Annotated in this window: 14 protein-coding genes and 1 tRNA gene; 12 read left to right on the forward strand and 3 right to left on the reverse strand. The window is 73.8% G+C overall.

Going from position 1 to position 17,170, the window contains the following annotated elements; all coding sequences use genetic code 11:
* The coding region (locus ICW40_RS09300; RefSeq protein WP_221653548.1) for a DUF501 domain-containing protein at window positions 1-456 on the forward strand (456 nt) is incomplete at its 5' end.
* 27 nt (window positions 457-483) lie between these two features.
* On the opposite strand, the gene ICW40_RS09305 is transcribed toward ICW40_RS09300, so the two are convergent.
* On the reverse strand, window positions 484-1,818 hold the full coding sequence (locus tag ICW40_RS09305) for a phenylacetate--CoA ligase family protein (RefSeq protein WP_221653549.1): 1,335 nt from the start codon (window positions 1,816-1,818) through the stop codon (window positions 484-486).
* Window positions 1,819-1,952: 134 nt separating this feature from the next.
* Window positions 1,953-2,948, reverse strand: a complete 996-nt coding sequence (locus ICW40_RS09310) for a glycosyltransferase (RefSeq protein ID WP_221653550.1) — start codon at window positions 2,946-2,948, stop codon at window positions 1,953-1,955.
* A gap of 104 nt (window positions 2,949-3,052) precedes the next feature.
* Between ICW40_RS09310 and ICW40_RS09315 the strand changes: the two genes are divergently transcribed.
* The 5 genes from ICW40_RS09315 (at window position 3,053) to ICW40_RS09335 (ending at window position 8,139) form a co-directional block, all read left to right on the forward strand.
* The gene (locus ICW40_RS09315; RefSeq protein WP_221653551.1) at window positions 3,053-4,021 is read left to right on the forward strand and encodes a Ppx/GppA phosphatase family protein; all 969 of its coding nucleotides are present in this window, start codon (window positions 3,053-3,055) and stop codon (window positions 4,019-4,021) included.
* Window positions 4,022-4,180: 159 nt separating this feature from the next.
* A complete protein-coding gene (locus ICW40_RS09320; protein ID WP_221653552.1) occupies window positions 4,181-4,510 on the forward strand; it encodes a PadR family transcriptional regulator in 330 nt (109 codons plus the stop codon).
* Complete coding sequence (locus ICW40_RS09325) at window positions 4,507-5,637, forward strand: hypothetical protein (RefSeq protein ID WP_221653553.1); 1,131 nt, start codon at window positions 4,507-4,509, stop codon at window positions 5,635-5,637. The genes ICW40_RS09320 and ICW40_RS09325 overlap by 4 nt, the downstream gene beginning before the upstream one ends.
* Before the next feature lie 35 nt (window positions 5,638-5,672).
* On the forward strand, window positions 5,673-6,533 hold the full coding sequence (locus tag ICW40_RS09330) for a uracil-DNA glycosylase (RefSeq protein WP_260459004.1): 861 nt from the start codon (window positions 5,673-5,675) through the stop codon (window positions 6,531-6,533).
* Window positions 6,534-6,693: 160 nt separating this feature from the next.
* The gene (locus tag ICW40_RS09335) at window positions 6,694-8,139 is read left to right on the forward strand and encodes an NAD(P)/FAD-dependent oxidoreductase (RefSeq protein WP_221653554.1); all 1,446 of its coding nucleotides are present in this window, start codon (window positions 6,694-6,696) and stop codon (window positions 8,137-8,139) included.
* A gap of 63 nt (window positions 8,140-8,202) precedes the next feature.
* On the opposite strand, the gene ICW40_RS09340 is transcribed toward ICW40_RS09335, so the two are convergent.
* Window positions 8,203-8,276, reverse strand: a tRNA-Leu gene (locus ICW40_RS09340).
* Window positions 8,277-8,567: 291 nt separating this feature from the next.
* On the opposite strand from ICW40_RS09340, the gene ICW40_RS09345 reads away from it, so the two are divergent.
* From ICW40_RS09345 to ICW40_RS09370, 6 genes are all read left to right on the forward strand, one after another.
* Window positions 8,568-12,554 carry an endo-1,4-beta-xylanase gene (locus ICW40_RS09345; protein ID WP_221653555.1) on the forward strand — a complete coding sequence of 1,329 codons (3,987 nt, stop codon included), beginning with the start codon at window positions 8,568-8,570 and terminating at the stop codon, window positions 12,552-12,554.
* A gap of 185 nt (window positions 12,555-12,739) precedes the next feature.
* Complete coding sequence (locus tag ICW40_RS09350; RefSeq protein ID WP_221653556.1) at window positions 12,740-13,594, forward strand: Bax inhibitor-1/YccA family protein; 855 nt, start codon at window positions 12,740-12,742, stop codon at window positions 13,592-13,594.
* Window positions 13,591-14,154 (forward strand): hypothetical protein, encoded by a 564-nt coding sequence (locus tag ICW40_RS09355; RefSeq protein ID WP_221653557.1) that lies wholly within the window; start codon window positions 13,591-13,593, stop codon window positions 14,152-14,154. Before ICW40_RS09350 ends, ICW40_RS09355 begins: the two co-directional genes overlap by 4 nt.
* Window positions 14,151-15,557 carry a cystathionine beta-synthase gene (locus ICW40_RS09360; RefSeq protein WP_221653558.1) on the forward strand — a complete coding sequence of 469 codons (1,407 nt, stop codon included), beginning with the start codon at window positions 14,151-14,153 and terminating at the stop codon, window positions 15,555-15,557. The genes ICW40_RS09355 and ICW40_RS09360 overlap by 4 nt, the downstream gene beginning before the upstream one ends.
* Window positions 15,558-15,594: 37 nt before the next feature.
* Window positions 15,595-16,578: an acetylxylan esterase gene (locus ICW40_RS09365; RefSeq protein WP_221653559.1), complete on the forward strand. Its 984-nt coding sequence runs from the start codon at window positions 15,595-15,597 to the stop codon at window positions 16,576-16,578.
* 88 nt (window positions 16,579-16,666) lie between these two features.
* On the forward strand, window positions 16,667-17,080 hold the full coding sequence (locus ICW40_RS09370; RefSeq protein WP_221653560.1) for an FKBP-type peptidyl-prolyl cis-trans isomerase: 414 nt from the start codon (window positions 16,667-16,669) through the stop codon (window positions 17,078-17,080).
* Window positions 17,081-17,170: the final 90 nt, after the last annotated feature.

Here is a 17,170-nt window from a genome sequence, read left to right on the forward strand (position 1 = left end):
CTCGAGCAGCAGCTGGGCCGGCCGCCGCGCGGCGTCGTCGGCGTGGCCGCGCGCTGCGCCTGCGGCCGGCCGACCGTCGTGCGGACCGCGCCCCGCCTGCCGGACGGCACACCGTTCCCGACGACGTTCTACCTGACGCACCCGCGTGCCGTCGCCGCCGTCTCCATGCTCGAGGCCTCCGGGATCATGCGTGAGATGACCGCCCGCCTGGCCGAGGACGCCGCGCTCGCCGACGCGTACCGCGCCGCGCACGAGCACTACCTCGCCGAGCGGACCGCCCTGGGCGACGTCCCCGAGATCGCGGGCGTCTCCGCCGGCGGGATGCCGACGCGGGTCAAGTGCCTGCACGTGCTCGTCGGGCACGCGCTCGCGGCCGGGCCGGGCGTCAACCCGCTCGGCGACGAGGCGCTCGCGCTCATCGCCGACCAGTGGCGGCCGGACGTCTGCTCCTGCTGACCGGCCGGCTGACCCGTCGGCGGCCGGTCAGCCGGCCGGGGCGACGTCGCTGATGACGTACTTGATCTTGCCGCGCGTGTAGGGCAGCGCGTCCACGTACTCCACCGTGACCGGGACCGCGCCGCCCACGCGACGCCGCAGGTTGTCGACGGCCTGCTCGATGTGGGTCCGCGCGTCGGCTCCGTCCCCCTCGACCACCCGGACGACGATCGAGTAGTCCGCCTGCTGGTGGATCTGGAAGAGCCGCACGGCCTCAGGGTGGCTGCCGAACATGCCCATGAGCCGGTGACCCATGGAGCGGCCGCCCGGCAGGCGCAGCAGGTCGGTGGACCGGCCGTCCGGCTGGTGCATGCGGGGCAGCGAGATCCCGCACGCGCACGCGCCGTCCATGAGGGTGCCGTGGTCGCCGAGCCGGTAGCGGATGAGGGGGAACACCCGGTTCGTGAGGTCCGTGATGACGATGTCGCCGGTCTCTCCGGGCGGCAGCGGGTTGCCGTCCGCGTCGACGACCTCGAGGAGGCGTGTGTCGGCGAAGACGTGCAGCCCGTCCTGCATGCGGCACTCGCCGGCCATCCAGCCGATCTCGGCGCCCCGGTACTCGTCGTACACGGGCGCGCCGAACACCTCCTCGAGCCGTGACCGGGTCGACGACGTCAGAGGGGCGGCCGTGGTCGCGACCGCGGTCGGCGGGTCGACCCGCAGCCCCTCGGCCTCCATGAAGTCCGCGAACTCGAGCATCGAGCCGACGTAGCCCTCGATCAGGGCCGGACGGATGCGCACGACGTCACGGTGGAACTGCCGCATCGACTCCGGGCTGAGCAGGCCCGCGTCCGTGTACCGCTGCCGCGTCGGCCACCAGCTCAGGTCGTTCTTCAGCGTCGCGAAGCGTCCGAAGCCCCAGCGGCCGATGCGCGCGAGGTCGTCCCACGGCTCGACGCCCCACCAGCGGTACATCCGCCAGCTGTGCGCGAGCGTCGGCACGCGCGCGTCGTGCCGCGTCCGGAGCGGCTCGCCCGTGGACCCGCCCGTGAGCGCGGGACGCGAGGTGCGGTCGTTCGCCGCCGGCGTCGCCATGTCGGCCGCGTTCTCCTTGACCGTCGCGCGGTCGAGGATCGGCAGCCGGCTCCAGTCCTCGCGCGTCAGCCGGGTGCCCGGCGTCAGGCCCAGGTCGGCGTAGTGGCGCGGGTAGAACGCCGTCTCGCGCAGCGCGAGGTCGAGGATGTCCTGCGCCCGTCGCCACTGGAGGTCGGCGAGCTCGTCGGGGGAGAGCCGCTCGTTGCGCAGGAGGTCCTGGTAGAAGGCCCCGGCCGGCCGACGCACCGTACGCGTCTTGGTCGTGAACGCGACCTCGCGCAGATTCATGGTCGCACCCTAGCGACGGCGGTGCCGGCGCGGCAGTGCCCGCGACGGCGACTGCTCCGTCCGGGTCAGGGGTCCGGCCGCAATCACGCCGCGCGTCGCATCACGGCGCGCGTCGCATCACCGCGCGGGCCGCGTCACGGCTCCGGTCGGGCCATCGCCTCGCGCCGGAGCGCGTACTCGCGGTGGACGTGCCCGAGGGCGCCCGCGACCATGCCGCGCCCGCGCGACGCCGTCCGCTCACCTCGGCCACGCTGCGCCAGTGACCCGGTGGCCCGTCCCCAGACGATGCGCGCACCGCCCGAGGCCATCCGGAGGGTGCCCACGGCGGTCATCCGCGCGCGCACGAGCGCGCGTTCGGGGGCCGTCCGGGCGAGCGTGACGTTGACACGGGACAGCGAGTTGCCCAGGCGGAACGTCCGCTGCAGCACCCAGGCCCGGTTGAACCGCTCAGGGTCCTCGCGCTCGACGACGACGGCGTGCTCGGCCCAGACGAGGCGGGCGCCCCACCGGGTGAAGGAGCGCGTGAAGAGGCTGTCGCTGCCGCCGGAGAGCCCGAACCGCTCGTCGAACGTGATCCCGGAGCGCCGGACGGCGTGCAGGTCGAGGATGAGGTTGTTGGTCGCGGCCTCGGTCATGGGCTCGCCGTCGGTGCGCACCGGCCGGACGAACGCCCCGCTGACCCGGATCCACTCGGGCACGTCGTCGGGGAACGGCGTCAGGACCTTGCCGGCGACGCCCTCGGCGCCGGACTCGACGAAGCGGCCGACGAGCGTCTCGAGCCAGCCCGGGCACGGCACCTCGTCGTCGTCGAGGAAGATGATCGCGTCCTGGTCGGCCGCCTCCCCGAGCGACCTGTTCCGCACCGCGGCGATGCCCGGCTGCGGCTCGACGACGTACAGCACGCCGCGCGCCTCGCTCGTGGCCCGTCCGGAGCCCTGCGCGTCGTTGTCGACCACCATCACGGTGACCTCGGCCAGGGACGGGCTGAGCGCGGCGACCTGCTCGAGGACGCCGTCGAGCGCGTCGCGGAGCCCCTCGGGCCGGTGGAACGTCGGGATGGCGATCCGCACCCGCAGGGGCCCCGACCCTCGCGTGCGCCGCTGGTCCCCGCCGGGCTCGTGCGTGTCCATGGCAGGCATCCTGGCATCCCGGCCGCGTCGCGCGGCACGTCCGGCCCCGCCGGGCGCCGCCATCCGGGCGACGCCGTCGGCCGTCGGCGTGACAGGCTTGCGCCATGACGCGTGTGGCTGCCATCGACTGCGGGACCAACTCCATCCGGCTCCTCGTGGCCGACGTCGACCTCGAGGCGGGGACGCTCGTCGACCTCGACCGACGGATGGAGGTCGTGCGCCTCGGGCAGGGCGTGGACCGCACGGGGCGGATCGCGCCCGAGGCGCTCGAGCGGACGCTCGCGGCCACGCGCCGCTACGCCGAGATCTGCGCGGACCTGGGCGCGGAGCACATCAGGTTCGTGGCGACGTCGGCGTCGCGCGACGCCGAGAACCGGCAGGACTTCGTCGACGGCGTGCGCGCCGCGCTCGGGGTCGAGCCCGAGGTCGTCGCGGGCGACGAGGAGGCCGCGCTGTCCTTCCGGGGTGCGACCGGCGTCCTCGCGGGCAAGCACCCCGGGCCGTTCCTCGTCGTGGACCTCGGCGGCGGGTCCACCGAGCTCGTGCTGGGCACGACGTCGGTCGTGGCGGCGTACTCGATGGACGTCGGCTGCGTCCGGATGACCGAGCGGCACCTGCACTCCGACCCGCCCGCCGCGCAGGAGGTCGCGGCCGCGAGCGCCGACGTCACCGCGGCCCTGGACGCCGCGAGCGCCGTCGTGCCGCTCGGCCGGACCGCGACCCTGGTCGGCCTCGCCGGCTCCGTCACCACCGTCACGGCCCACGCGCTCGAGCTCGACGAGTACGACCCCCACGCGATCGACGGCGCCGTGCTGCCGACGGACACGGTGCTCGCGTCGTGCCGCGCGCTCCTGGGCATGAGCCGCGCACGCCGGGCCCGCGAGCCGTACATGCACCCCGGCCGGGTCGACGTCATCGGCGCGGGTGCGCTCGTCTGGTCCGACGTCGTCTCGCGCGTGCGCGCCGAGGTCGGTCGAGCCGGTGGCCGCCTCGACACGGTGGTCTCGTCCGAGCACGACATCCTCGACGGCATCGCCTGGTCCGCCGCCGAGCGCGCCGCCGCACCTGCCTGACCCGCACTTAGGCACCCGTCGTCTCGCCGCCGCGGCGTACGACACGCCGGTGCTGCGGTCCAGCCAGTACTGCGCATCGGAGAGTAGTGTGCGACGTGCAGGACCGGAGAGCGGTCCGGTGCGGGCCGCGGGCCCGGAGGAGACGGCCGAGGGACAGGCATGGACACCACCCAGCTGCTCAAGGGCGTGCTCGACGTCGCCGTCCTGGCCGTCGTCGCCCGGGAGGACGGGTACGGCTACGACGTCGTCCGGCGCCTGCGCGCGGGCGGTCTCGACGACGTGGGGGAGGCCTCGGTCTACGGCACGCTGCGCCGGCTCTACGCCTCGGGCGCGCTGACCACGTACGTCGTGCCCTCCGACGAGGGGCCGCACCGCAAGTACTACGGGATCAACGCGCAGGGCCGCGCGATGCTCGAGGCCCAGCGCAAGGACTGGCACGCATTCGCGACCGCCATGACCGACCTGCTCGACGAGGGGGATCTGCGATGACCGCCGTGACCGACCACGCGCTCGTGCTCGACCACGTCGCCGCCTACGCGACGGCCGTGCGCGGACAGCTGGACGACCTGGGGCCGGAGCAGGTCGACGACCTGACGGACGGCCTCGAGGCCGACCTCGCCGAGGCGCTCGAGGACCCGGCGGCCGCGCCGGCGGGGGACCACCTGCTCGACCTGGCGCGGCGCTTCGGCCCTGCGGAGGTCTACGCGGCCGAGCTGCGCGCCGCTGCCGGGCTGGCACCGCGTGCGGGTCGGGCTCCGGCCGGTCGCGGCACGGGGGTCGTGCACGGTGTGCTCGACGCCGGCCGGCGCACGGCCGCCGCTGCGCGCGACGCCGCCGCGCCGCTGCTCGCGCGTCCGCCGGTCCGCTGGGTGGTCACCCAGGCGCGGGCCCTCGCGCCGCTCTGGTGGGTAGTGCGCGCGTGGTGCGTCTACGTCATCGTGACCGGCATCGCGAGCATCTGGTACCACGCGCCCGGGGCCGAGCGGTACGTGCCGCGCAGCGTCGGCGGGGTGCTGCTGCTCGTCGGGCTCGTCGTCCTCTCGGTGCGCATCGGGCAGGCGGGCCGTCCGCGTGACGTGCTGGCGACGCCCGCGCTCGCGGTCCTCAACCTCCTCGCGCTCGTCGCGCTGCCGACCTTCGTCGGCGACGCCCACGCCGAGCTGGCGGGTCGGGCGGGGGCGTCGCCGAGCACGGTGTACGTCGAGACGCCGGTCTACGTCACCACCCCGCCCGAGGACGGTGTGCGTGTCGACGGGATGCTGGTCAGCAACCTGTTCGTCTACGACGCCGAGGGCAACCCGTTGTCCGACGTGCAGATCTTCGACGACCGCGGCCGTCAGGTGCGGACCACCTACGACGACGGCATGCAGGACTGGGCGCTGCCCGGGGTCGACGAGCTCTGGGCCTTCGGAGCGCGGACGGACGCCGACGGGCGGGCGCGCTGGAACGTCTACCCGCTGCGCGGCGCCCCGGCCGACGCCTGGACGCTGGACCAGGAGACCGGGGAGCGGACGGCGGACGGCGAGCTCCGAACACCGCCGGCGCCGTTCGCCAAGGCCCCGGCGCTGGTCGCGCCGGACCCGACGAGCGACCAGGCGGCGACCGCGACCCCCTGATCCGCGTGGTGGGACGGGCGGGGCATGATCGGGGGATGGTCGAGGAGCCGGTGCTGCTGCCCCACCCGCGCACGGGCGAGGCGTTCGAGTCGCCCGTGCCGCCGGGCACCGGCTGGCCGGGGGACGTCGCCGCGCCCGGCACACCGGTGGCCCGCACGCCCGACGACGTCGCCCGGCTCGCCGCGTCGGCCACCTCGCTCGACGACCTGGACCGCGACTCGTCGGTGTGCCGGGCGTGCCCGCGCCTCGTCGCCTGGCGCGAGGACGTCGCCGTCGTCAAGCGGCGGATGTTCCGGGACCAGCCGTACTGGGGCCGCCCGGCGGCCGGGTTCGGGGACCCGGCGGCGGGGCTGCTCATCGCCGGCCTCGCGCCGGCCGCGCACGGGGCCAACCGCACCGGGCGGCTCTTCACGGGAGACCGGTCGGGGGACTGGATCTTCGCGGCGCTCCACCGGGCCGGCGTCGCGAACCAGGCGACCAGCGTCGACGCCGCCGACGGCCTGCGGCTGGCAGGGGTCCGGATGGCGGCCGCCGTGCGCTGCGCCCCGCCGGACAACAAGCCGCTCCCGTCGGAGCGCGACACGTGCGAGCCGTGGCTGCGGCGCGAGCTCGAGCTCACGGCACCGACCGTGCGCGCCGTGATGGCGCTCGGGGCCTTCGGCTGGGGCGTCGTCCTGACGGTCGCCCGGCACCTCGGGTGGGACGTGCCGCGTCCGGCGCCGCGCTTCGGCCACGGCGCCGTCGCGCCGCTCACCCGGCCCGACGGCGTCGTCGTGCACCTCGTCGGGTGCTACCACGTGTCGCAGCAGAACACGCAGACCGGGCGCCTCACGGAGGCGATGCTGGACGAGGTGCTCGCGCACGCCCTGGCGCTCGCCGCGGGCCGCACCGGCTGACCGCGCGCACGCCCTCACCCGCCTCCGGGTGGCCGTCGCAGGGGAGAAGGGCGCGCTGGAGGGAAGTCGTCCCATGACTGTGCGCAACGTCACGTCCAGGGAGCGGGACCAACGGCCCGCGCACCTTGTGAAGCATTTCACACGTACGTACCGTTGAGGCATGAACGAGACCCGCTCCGAGTCCACCGCTCGCGCGCCCCGCCCGCGCAAGGTGCCCCGCATCGTCATCCTCGGCGGCGGCTACGTGGGCTTCTACACCGCGCTGCGCCTGCGCCGGCGCCTCGGGAAGCGCGAGGCGGCGATCGTCGTCGTCGACCCGCGCTCCTACATGACCTACCAGCCGTTCCTCCCCGAGGCGGCCGCCGGCTCGCTCGAGCCGCGGCACGTCGTCGTCTCCCACCGGCGCGAGCTCGAGGGCGTCGACGTCCTCACGGGTCGCGTCACCGACATCCACCACGCCGACCGGCGCATCGCCATCGCGCCGGTGGAGGGTCAGCCGTACGAGATCACGTACGACCACCTCGTCGTCGCGCTGGGTTCCGTCGCGCGGACCCTGCCGATCCCGGGCCTCGCCGAGCAGGCGATGGGCTTCAAGCAGGTCGAGGAGGCGATCGCGCTCCGCAACCACGTGCTGACGAAGCTCGACATCGCGGCCTCGACCTGGGACGCCGACCTGCGTCGCCGCCTCCTGACGTTCACGTTCGTGGGCGGCGGGTTCGCGGGGATCGAGGCGATCGCCGAGGTCGAGGACATGGCCAAGGACGCGCTGCGCTTCTACGACGGCATCTCCGCCGAGGACCTCCGGTTCGTCATGATCGAGGGCTCCGCGCGGATCCTGCCCGAGCTGGGCGAGGAGATGGGCGGCTACGCGCTCGAGCAGCTGCGCAAGCGCGGCATCGAGGTGCACCTCTCGACCTTCCTGTCGTCGTGCGTCGACGGCCACGTGGTCACCTCGACGGGCGTCGAGTTCGACTCCGAGACGATCGTGTGGACCGCGGGGGTCAAGGCGAACCCCGTGCTCGAGCAGTCGGACCTCCCGCTCGACCGGATGGGGCGCGTGACCGCGCTGCCGACGCTCCAGGTCGCGACCGAGGACGGCACCGTGGTCGACGGCGCCTGGACGGCCGGGGACTGCGCCGCGGTCCCGGACCTCGCGAACCCGGGCAAGTTCTGCTCGCCGAGCGCGCAGCACGCCGTGCGGCAGGCGCGTCACCTCGGCGACAACCTCGCCAAGGCGCTGCGCAGCGCCCCGGTCGAGGAGTACAAGCACAAGCACGTCGGGACCGTCGCGTCGCTCGGCCTCGGCAAGGGCGTCGCGCAGGTCTACGGGGTCAAGCTGCGCGGGTGGCCGGCTTGGTTCATGCACCGGACCTACCACATGGCGCAGATGCCGACCTTCAACCGCAAGGTCCGCATCGTGCTCGACTGGACGCTCGCGCTGTTCTTCCACCGCGAGCTCGTCGCGCTCGGCCGCCTGCACGACCCGCGCGCGGACTTCCGCGACGCCTCGGCGCCGCGGGCCAAGGTCGCACAGAAGCCGGGCGACAAGGGTGAGCGCGCCGGCTCGCCCGCCGCCGCGGGCGTGGTGGGCGCCGCCAAGCGCTGAGGACGCCGGACCGCACGGGCCGGTCGGTCGGGGGGACCCGACCGACCGGCCCGTCGTCGTCGGTGCCCCCGGCAGGGATCGAACCTGCACTGGGCCGGGTTTAAGCCGGCTGCCTCTGCCGATTGGGCTACGGGGGCGTGCGCCGGGGACATCCTCGCAGCGGAGAGGCGGTCGCCGCTGACGACGACGGTGCGGCTGCCCGTGCCCCCCACGATGGTTCGCAACTTTCGGTTGATCAGAGACGCAACGATTGTTCAATCTGTAGACAAATGCCCGAGTCGGATCTAGCGTCAGCCGCACAGACCGTCGATCGCAAAGGGGCGATGATGTCGCGGGTTCGAAAGTTTTCGAGATGGGGAGTCGGGGCGGTCGCCCTCGCGCTCGCCGGAGGGAGCGGCACCGCCGTCGCCCTCCCGCAGGGACCGGCCGTGACCGCGGCCGACGAGAGCACCGTGGTGCTCAGCAACGACTTCGAGGGCACGGACGTCGCGCCGTGGGGCCCTCGCGGTCCGGTCTCCCTCGCCGTCACGGCGGACGACGCGCACTCCGGTGCGCAGTCGATGCTGGTGAGCGGCCGCACGGGCGACTGGAACGGCCCGGCCACTGACGCGCTCGCGCTCATGAGCGCCGGCTCCACCTACCAGGTCTCGGCCTGGGTCAAGCTCGCCCCCGGCACCACCGGCGAGGCGGCGGTGCACTTCACGGTCGACGCCCCGGCGGCGGCCAACCCGTTCGAGTGGGTCGGCGGCGCCGTCACGGTGACCGCCGACGAGTGGGTGCAGGTGGGCGGCGCCTGGACCCCGGCGGCCGGTCTCCCCGCCGCGAGCCTGTACCTCGAAGCGGCCCCGATCGACGGCACGCACCCGTCCTTCCTGGTCGACGACGTGCTCATCACCGGTGCGGGCGGCGGCGTCGTCGACCCGGACGTCGTGCCGGGCGGTGCGGTGAACCCGACGGCGACGCCGGTCGCGGCCGCGCAGGGCGAGGGCGACGTCGCGGCGCTGACGTTCGACGACGGCCCCAACCCGGGCGAGACCGAGGAGCTCCTCGACTTCCTGGCCGCGAACGAGCTCCCCGCGGTCTTCTGCGTCATCGGCGAGAACATCCAGGCGCCCGGCGGCGCCGAGATCCTGCGCCGGATCGTCGAGGAGGGCCACACGCTGTGCAACCACAGCACCGGCTACGCGGACATGGGCGCCTTCACGGCCGAGCAGGTCCAGGCCGACCTCGTCGCGAACCTCGCGATCATCCGTGAGGCCCTCGGCGACCCCGAGGCACCCGTGCCCTACTTCCGCGCCCCCAACGGCAGCTGGGGCGTCACGCCCGCCGTCGCCGTCGCGCTCGGCATGCAGCCGCTCGCGGTCACGGGCGTCATCGAGGACTGGGTCACGCAGGACGTGCCCACGCTCACCGAGAACCTCCGCACCGCCATGGAGCCCGGTCGCGTCGTGCTCACGCACGACGGCGGTGGCGACCGGTACGGCACGCTCGAGGCCGTCCGGACCGTGGTCACGGAGCGCCTGGCCGAGGGCTGGACGTTCACGCTCCCCGTGGGCGGCCTCACGCCGCTGCCCGGCGGCGGCGAGCAGGTCGTCCTCATCGACAGCGACTTCGAGGACGGGCTCGAGCCGTGGACCGCGCGCGGGGCCGACGGCGCCCCGCAGGTCACGTTGAGCCCCGACGCGCACGAGAGCACGCAGGCGGCGCTCGTCGCCGGCCGCACGCAGTCCTGGCACGGTCTGGGCACGGACGTCACGGGCCTGTTCGCGACCGGGCGCACCTACCAGATCTCGGCCTGGCTGAAGCTCGCCGAGGGCGAGGCGCCGACCGACCTGCGGATCAGCGTCCAGCGCGACGCCGAGGGCGCGTCGGCGTACGACACCGTCGTCACGGCGACCGGCGTCACCGCGGGCACGTGGGTCCAGGTCGAGGCCTCGTACACGATGGCGGCTGCCGAGAGCGCGCTGCTGTATGTCGAGTCCGCGTCGGGCACGCCGTCGTTCCTCGTCGACGACGTCCTCGTGACGTCGCAGGCGCCGTCGGAGGTGCAGGACCTCACGCCGATCCGCGAGACCGTCCCGTTCCCCGTGGGCGCGGCGATCGACCAGCGCGAGACGGTGGGTGCGGCCGCCGAGCTGCTCACGCGCCACTTCAACCAGATCACGGGCGAGAACCACATGAAGCCCGAGGCCTGGTACGACGCCGACCGGAACTTCCGGCTGCACCCCGAGGCCGCGGCGATGATGGAGTTCGCCCAGGCCGAGGGCCTGCGGGTGTACGGGCACGTGCTCGCGTGGCACAGCCAGACGCCGGCCTGGTTCTTCCAGGACGAGGCGGGCGAGCCGCTGCCCGCCGACGAGGCCGGCAGGCAGGAGATGCGGGACCGGCTGCGGACCCACGTCTTCGCCGTGGCGGAGTCGCTGAGCAGCGCGTACGGGCTGTTCGGCAGCGAGGAGAACCCGCTCGTCGCGTGGGACGTCGTCAACGAGGTGATCGCCGACGGCTCCGAGTTCGAGGACGGGCTGCGCCGCAGCGAGTGGTACCGGATCCTCGGCGAGGAGTTCATCGACCTCGCGTTCCAGTACGCCGACGAGGCGTTCAACGAGGAGTACGCGGCACCCGGCACCGACCGGCCCGTCACGCTCTTCATCAACGACTACAACACCGAGCAGGACGGCAAGCAGCAGCGGTACCACGCGCTCGTCGAGCGGCTCCTCGCGCGCGACGTGCCGATCGACGGCGTGGGCCACCAGTTCCACACGAGCCTCTCGACCCCGGTCACGGCGCTCGACGCGGCGCTCGACGCCTTCGAGGGGCTCGGCCTGCAGCAGGTCGTCACCGAGCTCGACGTCACGGTCGGCACGCCCGTGACGGAGGCCAACCTCATCGAGCAGGGCTACTACTACCGCGACGCGTTCGACGTCTTCCGCGAGCACGCCGACGACCTGTACTCGGTGACGATCTGGGGCCTGACGGACGACCGGAGCTGGCGCAGCGCGCAGGCGCCGCTCGCGTTCGACGCACAGCTCCAGGCCAAGCCGGCGTACTACGGCGCGGTCGGCGGCGAGCTGCCCCCGCGCCTGCGGGCGGCCTTCGTCTTCGCGGGTGACGTGCCGCTCGACGACGCCGCGACGACGTCGCCCGAGTGGGAGCGCCTGCCCCTGCACCAGGTGGGCGAGGTGGCCGACTTCCAGCTCCGCTGGGCGCCCGACCACCTGACCGCGTACGTGACGGTCACCGACGCGACCCCCGAGGCCACCGACGCGGTGACCTTCGTGGTCGGGGACGCGACCTACACCTTCGGCCGGGACGGCACCGGCGACGTCGAGGGCGTCGTCACGCCGACCGACGACGGCTGGGCCGCCGTCGTCCACCTGCCGATCACGGGCGTGCAGGGCGAGACCGTCCAGCTCGACCTCCAGGTCACCGACGGCACGACGACGACCGGGTGGAACACGCCCGGTGCGCTCGGCGCGCTCACCCTGGTGGAGCCGCAGTCCTTCCTCGAGGTCGCCGAGGCGCCGGCCGCGCCCACGGTCGACGGCGTGGTGGACGCAGCCTGGGCGCTCTCGCAGCCGGTCACGACCGACACGGTCATCGAGGGCGACGGGTCCGGTGCGACGGCGTCCGTGCGGACGCTGTGGAGCGGTGAGGGGGACACGCTGTACGTGCTCGCCGAGGTGACGGACGCGCAGCTGGACGTCTCGGGCTCCGACCCGTGGGTCCAGGACTCGGTCGAGATCTTCCTCGACACGGGCAACGTCCGGAACGGCCCCTACCGGTACGACGACACGCAGATCCGGATCTCCGCGGAGAACGTCGTCTCGTTCGGCACCGGTGACCAGGCGTTCCAGGCCGCGCGTCTGACCAGCGCGACGACGACGACGCCGACCGGCTACCTCGTCGAGGCGTCCGTCAGCCTCCTCGAGGCGGGCGGCCCGGGGACCTTCCACGGCCTGGACTTCCAGGTCAACGACGGCACGGACGGCGTCCGGACGTCCGTGAAGTCCTGGGCCGACCCGACGGGCGCCGGCTACCAGTCGACGTCGCGCTGGGGCGTGGCCGAGCTCGTCGAGGCCGAGGCCCCGCCGGTGCTCGACCCGCGGCTGCGTGCGGGCGACCTGGTCGTCGCGGCCGGCAACCGCCTGCCCGTGCAGGTCACCGGCTACGCGCCGGGCACGACGGTCGAGGTCCGCCTCGAGTCGTGGCCGCCGAACAGCCGCCGCGGGACGTCGGTCGCCATCGGCCGGGTCGAGGTGGGCGACGACGGCAGCGGGTCCGCCGTCGTGACCGTGCCGCGCAGCACGAAGCTCGGCATCTACTCGGTGGTGGGCGTGCAGGGCGACCTGCGGGCCGGCGACGAGATCCTCGTCGTGCCGCCGAAGCCGGCGTGGTGGCCGTTCCCCTGGTTCTAGGAGGCGGCTCCCCGGGAGGGGACGCGCCGCAGGCCGTCCGGCCGGACGGGTGAGCGCAGGGATCATGGGGCGGCGTGACGGGAACGTCACGCCGCCCCGTGGCGTTGTCCCCGTAGGATGAGTCACGGCCAGCGACTCGCGCCCGCCCCTCGCCGAGGGACCGGGCGCCGCGACCAGGAGGCACGATGAGCAACCCCGTCTGGAACAGCAGCGACGCGTTCGGCAAGCCGCGTCGCGGAACCGCGGTGCGGCCCAACCCGTACGGCGCGCCCTACGGCGCCCCGACCGGCGTGCAGGACACCGCGCCCGGCATGAGCGCGCAGACGCTCGAGCAGATGTACGGCGCCCCGACCGCGACGACGCGTGACACGGGCCGCCTCACGTACGACGACGTCATCGTCAAGACCGGCGGGCTGCTCGCCCTCCTGGTGGTCGTCGCGGCCGCCACGTGGTTCGTCGCGCCGGGCCTGTGGCCGATCGGCATGATCGTCGGCCTGGTCCTGGGCCTCGTCAACGCCTTCAAGAAGTCCCCGAGCCCCGCCCTCATCGTGGCCTACACGGTCGCGCAGGGCGTCTTCCTCGGCGGCATCAGCCTCGCGTTCCAGAACATGACGTTCGACGGGACCCAGGTGCAGCCGATCGTGCTGCAGGCGGTGCTCGGCACGTTCGCGACGTTCGGCGCGGCGCTGTTCCTCTTCAAGTCCGGCCGCGTGCGCGTCACGCCGAAGTTCACGCGCTGGCTGCTCGTGGCGATGGTCGGCTACCTGGCGTTCTCGCTGCTGAACTTCGTCCTCTCCTTCTTCATGGCGAGCGAGGGCTTCGGCCCGCTGCGCAACGGCTGGATGGGCATCGCCGTCGGCCTCTTCGCGGTCGGCCTCGCCGCCGCCTCGCTGATCATGGACTTCGACGCGATCAAGCGCGGCGTCGACCAGGGCGTGCCGGCGAAGTTCGCCTGGACGGCCGCCTTCGGCCTCATCGTCACGCTGGTCTGGCTCTACCTGGAGATCCTGCGCCTGCTCGCGATCTTCAACCGCGAGTGAGCCGGGCCGCCCGGGGCGGTCTGGCGGACGAGAACGAGCTGCCCGACGTCGCTGACGTCCCGCTGCCCGGCTGGCGCGTGCTCGCAGCCGGGCTGGCGGTCGCGGCCGCCGTGATGCTCGTCGCCGAGATGTTCATGGCGCTCATCCTGCGCACGCCCGGCCTGCTCCTGGTGGCGGCACCGGTGACGGTGGCGTTCCTGCTGACGGCCGGGGTCGTCGTCGGCGTCGCGGCGTCGAAGGTGACCCGCGGCATGGACCAGCGCAAGGCGACGCTGGTCTTCTTCGTGGCCGGCTTCGCCGCGGGGGCCCTGTGGGGCTACCCGGTGTTCTCGCTGCTCATCCAGGCGTCCGCGTCCGCCGGCGGGCCCGAGCCCGCACCGGCCGCCGCGATCGCCGGGACGCTCTACATGGCCTCGACCACGGGGCTGGGCGCCCTCGCCGGCCGCTACTTCGGCCCCTGGGCCGCGACCCGTCCGAGCCTGGTGTGGTCGTGCACCGGCGCCGTCGCCATCGTCACGCTGATCGGCGTGTACATCCTCTCTGGAGTGGACCTCACGTGAAGTACGCCGAGCACATCTCGGACCTCGTCGGCGGCACGCCGATGGTCAAGCTCAACACGGTGACGCAGGGCCTCGCGGCCACGGTGCTCGCCAAGGTCGAGTACCTCAACCCGGGCGGGTCCGTGAAGGACCGCATCGCGCTCAAGATGATCGAGGCCGCGGAGGCCTCGGGCGAGCTGCGGCCGGGCGGCACGATCGTCGAGCCGACGAGCGGCAACACCGGCGTCGGCCTCGCGCTCGTGGCCCAGCGCAAGGGCTACCGCTGCGTCTTCGTGTGCCCCGACAAGGTGTCGCAGGACAAGCGTGACGTGCTCGCGGCGTACGGCGCCGAGGTCGTCGTCACGCCCACCGCCGTGGCGCCCGACCACCCGGACTCCTACTACTCCGTCTCCGACCGCCTGGTCACCGAGATCGAGGGCGCCTGGAAGCCGAACCAGTACGCCAACCAGAACGGTCCCGCGAGCCACTACGAGTCGACCGGCCCCGAGATCTGGGCCGACACCGACGGGCGCGTGACGCACTTCGTCACCGGCGTGGGCACGGGCGGCACGATCACGGGCACGGGCCGGTACCTCAAGGAGGTCAGCGGCGACCGCGACGCGGCCGAGGGTGGTCGCGTGCACGTCGTCGGCGCGGACCCGGCCGGCTCGGTGTACTCGGGCGGCGACGGACGCCCGTACCTCGTCGAGGGCGTCGGCGAGGACTTCTGGCCGACGGCCTACGACCCCGCGGTCCCGGACGAGATCATCGCCGTGACGGACGCCGACTCGTTCGAGATGACGCGGCGCCTCGCGCGCGAGGAGGGCCTCCTCGTCGGCGGCTCGTGCGGCATGGCCGTCGTGGCTGCGCTGCGCCTCGCCCGCCGTCTGCAGGACGAGGACGCGGAGGCCGCCGCGCGTGCCGTGATCGTGGTGCTCCTGCCCGACGGCGGCCGCGGCTACCTCTCGAAGATCTTCAACGACTCCTGGATGCGGTCCTACGGGTTCCTGCACGCGGACGGCGGGCACGTCGTCGGGGACGTGCTGCGCGGCAAGTCGGGCGACCTGCCCGCGCTCGTGCACGCCCACCCGAACGACACGGTGCGCGACGCGATCGAGATCCTGCACGAGTACGGCGTCTCGCAGATGCCGGTGGTCAAGGCCGAGCCGCCCGTGAAGTCGGGCGAGGTCGCGGGCTCGGTGAGCGAGCGCGAGCTGCTCGAGGCCGTGTTCAGCGGGCGGGCGAACCTCGCCGACCGCGTGGACCGCCATATGGCGGCGCCGCTGCCCCTCATCGGCGTGGGCGAGGACGTCGAGGCGGCGCGCACGGCGCTGCACGACGCCGACGCGCTCATGGTCGTGCAGGACGGCGACCCCGTGGGCGTCGTGACGCGGCACGACCTCCTGGGCTTCCTCGCCCGCTGAGCCCGCCCCGCACCCTGCCGCGACGAAGGAGTAGACCGTGGCGCTGTTCGACCTGCCCCTCGACGAGCTCCGCACCTACCGCGGGGCGCTCGACGAGCCCGAGGACCTGGACGCGTTCTGGGACCGGACCCTCGCCGAGGCGCGGCAGCACGAGCTCGGCCTCCGTCTGGAGCAGGTCGAGACCGGGCTCGCCCTGGTCGAGGTCCAGGACGTGACCTTCGCGGGCTTCGACGGCCAGCCCGTCAAGGGCTGGCTCACGCGCCCGGCCGGCGCCGACGACGGCCTGCCGGTCGTCGTCGAGTACCTCGGCTACGGGGGCGGGCGCGGGCTGCCGCACGAGCGGCTCACGTGGGCCGCCGCGGGCTACGCGCACCTCGTCATGGACACGCGCGGTCAGGGCAGCTCGTGGGGCTCGGGCGGCGACACCCCGGACCTGGGCGGCTCCGGGCCGGCGGCGCCCGGCGTCATGACCCGCGGCATCCTCGACCCCGAGCAGCACTACTACCGGCGGCTGCTCACGGACGCCGTCCGCGCGGTCGACGCCGCACGCGCGCTCCCCGGCGTCGACGCCTCGAGGGTGGCGGTGACGGGCATCAGCCAGGGTGGCGGCATGACGCTCGCCGTCGCGGGTCTCGTCCCGGACGTCGCGGCCGCCATGCCCGACGTGCCGTTCCTGTGCGACTTCCGGCGCGCGACGTCGATCACGGACGACTACCCCTACGGCGAGGTCGTGCGCTACCTCTCGGTGCACCGCGGCCACGCCGACACCGCGTTCCGCACGCTGTCCTACTTCGACGGCGTGCACCTCGCCCGTCGGGCGCGGGCCGACGCGCTGTTCTCCGTGGCGCTGCGGGACACGACGTGCCCGCCCTCGACCGTCTACTCCGCCTTCAACCACTACGCGGGCGCCACCGACGCGAGCCCCGTGACCGACATCGTCGAGTACCCGTTCAACCAGCACGAGGGCGGTCAGGCCTACCAGCAGGCCGAGCAGCTCCGCTGGCTCGCCGGCCGCCTCTGACCCACGCCCGCTTCGCGCGCGGCGGGGAGGCTGGGGCACGATGGACGACGGCCGCGCACCCGGCGTCGGCCGTGACGAGAGGCGATCCATGGCCGACAACACGCTGCCCACCGCGTCGGGGTCCTTCGGCGACAAGCCGGTCCTGACCTTCCCCGACACCCCCGCCCCGACCGAGCTGGGCGTCCAGGTGATCTCGCAGGGCACGGGCGAGCTCGTGGAGTCGGGCGACGACATCGAGGTCAACTACTACGGCCAGGTGTGGGGCGGCCGGATGTTCGACAACTCGTACGACCGCGGCTCCTCGATCTCCTTCCCGATCGGCGTCGGCGCCGTCATCGGCGGCTGGGACGAGGGGCTCGTCGGGCAGGCCGTCGGCTCCCGCGTGCTGCTGTCCATCCCGCCGCACCTCGGCTACGGCGAGCGCGGCATGCCGCAGGCCGGCATCGGCGGCACCGACACCCTGGTCTTCGTCGTCGACATCATCGGCACCACCAGCCGCTGACCGCCGCCACTCACCACCCACGACCCACGGACTGGAGCGTTCCGGTGCCGACACGCGCCTTCGGTTCAAGTGGTTGTTGCAACGCGGTGC

The organism is Actinotalea ferrariae (assembly GCF_019733465.1).
GTDB lineage: Bacteria > Actinomycetota > Actinomycetes > Actinomycetales > Cellulomonadaceae > Actinotalea > Actinotalea ferrariae_A.

What these genes read in the sequence shown, in the direction of transcription:
- ICW40_RS09315 (WP_221653551.1), top strand. Translation starts at nt 3,053, where the DNA reads ATGACGCGTGTGGCTGCCATCGACTGCGGGACCAACTCCATCCGGCTC.
- ICW40_RS09325 (WP_221653553.1), top strand. Translation starts at nt 4,507, where the DNA reads ATGACCGCCGTGACCGACCACGCGCTCGTGCTCGACCACGTCGCCGCC.
- ICW40_RS09320 (WP_221653552.1), top strand. Translation starts at nt 4,181, where the DNA reads ATGGACACCACCCAGCTGCTCAAGGGCGTGCTCGACGTCGCCGTCCTG.
- ICW40_RS09350 (WP_221653556.1), top strand. Translation starts at nt 12,740, where the DNA reads ATGAGCAACCCCGTCTGGAACAGCAGCGACGCGTTCGGCAAGCCGCGT.
- ICW40_RS09370 (WP_221653560.1), top strand. Translation starts at nt 16,667, where the DNA reads ATGGCCGACAACACGCTGCCCACCGCGTCGGGGTCCTTCGGCGACAAG.
- ICW40_RS09310 (WP_221653550.1), bottom strand. Translation starts at nt 2,948, where the DNA reads ATGGACACGCACGAGCCCGGCGGGGACCAGCGGCGCACGCGAGGGTCG.
- ICW40_RS09335 (WP_221653554.1), top strand. Translation starts at nt 6,694, where the DNA reads ATGAACGAGACCCGCTCCGAGTCCACCGCTCGCGCGCCCCGCCCGCGC.
- ICW40_RS09330 (WP_260459004.1), top strand. Translation starts at nt 5,673, where the DNA reads ATGGTCGAGGAGCCGGTGCTGCTGCCCCACCCGCGCACGGGCGAGGCG.
- ICW40_RS09305 (WP_221653549.1), bottom strand. Translation starts at nt 1,818, where the DNA reads ATGAATCTGCGCGAGGTCGCGTTCACGACCAAGACGCGTACGGTGCGT.